The sequence below is a fragment of the Arthrobacter sp. 05T47 genome (assembly GCF_056395825.1).
Genome location: NZ_JBFTKG010000093.1, coordinates 1 through 2,491, shown reverse-complemented (window position 1 = coordinate 2,491; position 2,491 = coordinate 1). Strand labels below are relative to the sequence as shown.

3 protein-coding genes are annotated in these 2,491 nt (G+C 70.0%); all 3 read left to right on the top strand.

The window, feature by feature from the left end; translation table 11 throughout:
* A partial coding sequence (locus tag AC1DEY_RS22845) for an ABC transporter permease (protein ID WP_476869992.1) occupies window positions 1-835 on the top strand: 835 nt, incomplete at its 5' end.
* Window positions 823-1,686 (top strand): ABC transporter permease subunit, encoded by an 864-nt coding sequence (locus AC1DEY_RS22840; protein ID WP_476869991.1) that lies wholly within the window; start codon window positions 823-825, stop codon window positions 1,684-1,686. The genes AC1DEY_RS22845 and AC1DEY_RS22840, both read left to right, overlap by 13 nt.
* A partial coding sequence (locus AC1DEY_RS22835) for an ABC transporter ATP-binding protein (RefSeq protein WP_476869990.1) occupies window positions 1,683-2,491 on the top strand: 809 nt, incomplete at its 3' end. The genes AC1DEY_RS22840 and AC1DEY_RS22835, both read left to right, overlap by 4 nt.

Here is a 2,491-nt window from a genome sequence, read left to right as displayed (position 1 = left end):
ACCATCCGCCGGCTGGCTCGGAGTCCTCCCGCTGCTGGCCTTCGCCGCCGTCGCGCTCGGCCTCCCCGTCGCCGCCATGGCCATCGGATCCGTCACCACGACCAACGACGCCGGCGCCACGTCCGTCACGGGCGCCAATTTCGCGGCAAGCTTCGACGGCCCGTACCTGGAGAGCCTGTTGGGCAGCGTCCGCCTGTCCGCGCTCACGGCCTTCGTCGCCACTGCGGTCAGCCTCCCGATCGCCTACGCTATCGTCACCTCCAGGTTCCGCAGCCTGCGGGAAGCTGTGCTGTCCGCCTCCGGCGTGATCGCCAACTTCGGCGGCGTGCCGCTGGCCTTCGCCTTCGTGGCCACCCTGGGCAACGCCGGCGTCCTGACAGGATTCTTCGGGCTCACGGACAAAGGCTGGAGCCTCTACAACTTCTGGGGACTGTCCATCGTCTACTTGTACTTCCTTGTGCCCCTCATGGTCCTCACCCTCACCCCGGCGCTGGACGGCCTCAAACCCCAGTGGCGGGAAGCCGCCCGGAACAACCGCGCCACGGGTTTCCAGTACTGGCGGCATGTGGCCCTCCCTATCCTGCTCCCCACCCTGCTCAGCGGCTTCGTCCTGCTGTTCGGCAGCGCCTTCAGCGCCTACGCCACGGCGGCCGCCATGGTGGGCAGCTCCATCCCCTTGGTGACCGTGAAGATCGCCTCCGCCCTGACGGGTGACGTCCTGGTAGGGCAGGCGAACACCGCCCTGGCCCTCGGCATGGACATGATCGTCGTGGCCGCCCTGGTGATGGGCATCCAGCTCCTGCTGCAGCGAAGGACCTCGGTATGGCTCTCCTGAACACCGCACGCCGCTCCGGGGCCCGTGGCTCCGCCCGTGAATCGCGGCTGGGACGCTCTGTCGCCCTCACCGCCGCGGGGGTCTACTTCCTGGTGCCCATCCTCTGTGCCCTGGCCTTCACGGTCGGCCTCGGAGACCCCCGCCAGAAGCCGGGCCTGGACGCCTATGCTGACATCTTCACCGCCGACGGCCTGGCCCAGAGCCTGGGGCTGACCCTGCTCCTGGCGGGCGCCACGATCGTCCTGGTCTTTTGCCTCCTGCTGCCCGCCCTCCTGGCCGTGCGCCTTGCCGCGCCGCGCGCGAAAGCCCTGGTCGCCGTCGTCTGCATGCTCCCGCTCGTGGTCCCGGCCGTGGCGCTGGGCGCCGGCATCACCACCGTGCTCCGCTGGGCCACCGACTGGCTCTACGACACACCGGGCTTCCCGATGCTCGCAGCCCTGCAGCAGCCCGGCTTCCCGGCCATCCTGGTGCTCGCCTACACCCTCATGGCGCTGCCCCTGGCTTACACCACCCTGGAATCGGGCCTGAACTCCATCGAAGTGAAGGTCCTGGTGGAGGCTGCCCGCTCGTGCCGGGCCTCCTGGTTCCGGACCATGTTCCTGGTCCTGCTGCCCAACCTCCGGGAAGCCCTGCTGAACACCGCGTTCCTGACCATCGCCCTGGTGCTCGGCGAATACGCCGTGTCAGCTTTGCTGGGCTTCCAGCCCTTCGCGGTCTGGACCGTCGCCATCAGTGGCTCCCACGCCCAGCTGTCCGTCGCCGTCTCCATGGTCGGCCTGATCGGTACCTGGCTCATCCTTCTCGCGGTCGCGAAACTCGGCCGTTCCAAAGCCTCCAAGGAGACCTCATGACCACACCCACCCTCAACCCCAGGCCACCGGCCTCAGGCACCGGCGCCACCCTGGAATTCCGCGGGCTGCGGCGTTCCTTCGGCACCACCACGGCCCTGGACGGGCTGGATCTGACACTGAACCCCGGGGAGCTGCTGGCCCTCCTGGGTCCCTCCGGCTGCGGGAAGACCACCGCGCTGCGCATGGTGGCCGGCTTCGAGACCCCGGATTCCGGGGAGGTCCTGGTGGACGACGTGGACGTGACCGGCACGCCCACGCACCGCCGCGACGTCGGCATGGTGTTCCAGTCCTACAGCCTCTTCCCGCATCTCAGCGCCGCGGACAACGTCGCCTTCGGGATGCGCATGCAGGGCGCTCCGGCGGCCAAGCGACGGGCCCGCGCCCAGGAACTCCTGGAGCTGGTGGGACTGCCCACCCAGGGCGGCCGCTACGCCCGCCAGCTCTCCGGGGGCCAGCAGCAGCGCGTGGCCCTCGCCCGGGCGCTGGCCCTGGAACCGCGGGTGCTGCTCCTGGACGAGCCGCTCTCCGCCCTGGACGCCAAGGTCCGCCAGTCCCTCAGAGAGGAGATCCGCCGCCTCCAGCTGGAACTGGGCATCACCACCCTCTTCGTCACCCATGACCAGGAGGAGGCCCTGTCCATGGCGGACCGCGTGGCCGTCATGCGGGACGGGCGCCTGGAGCAGTGCGCCACCCCGGAGGAGCTCTACAGCAATCCCGCCACGCCCTTCGTGGCGGGATTCGTGGGGACGATGAACCGGCTCCCGGGCCGGCTCAGCGGCGACGGCGCCCTGGTGGACGTCCTGGG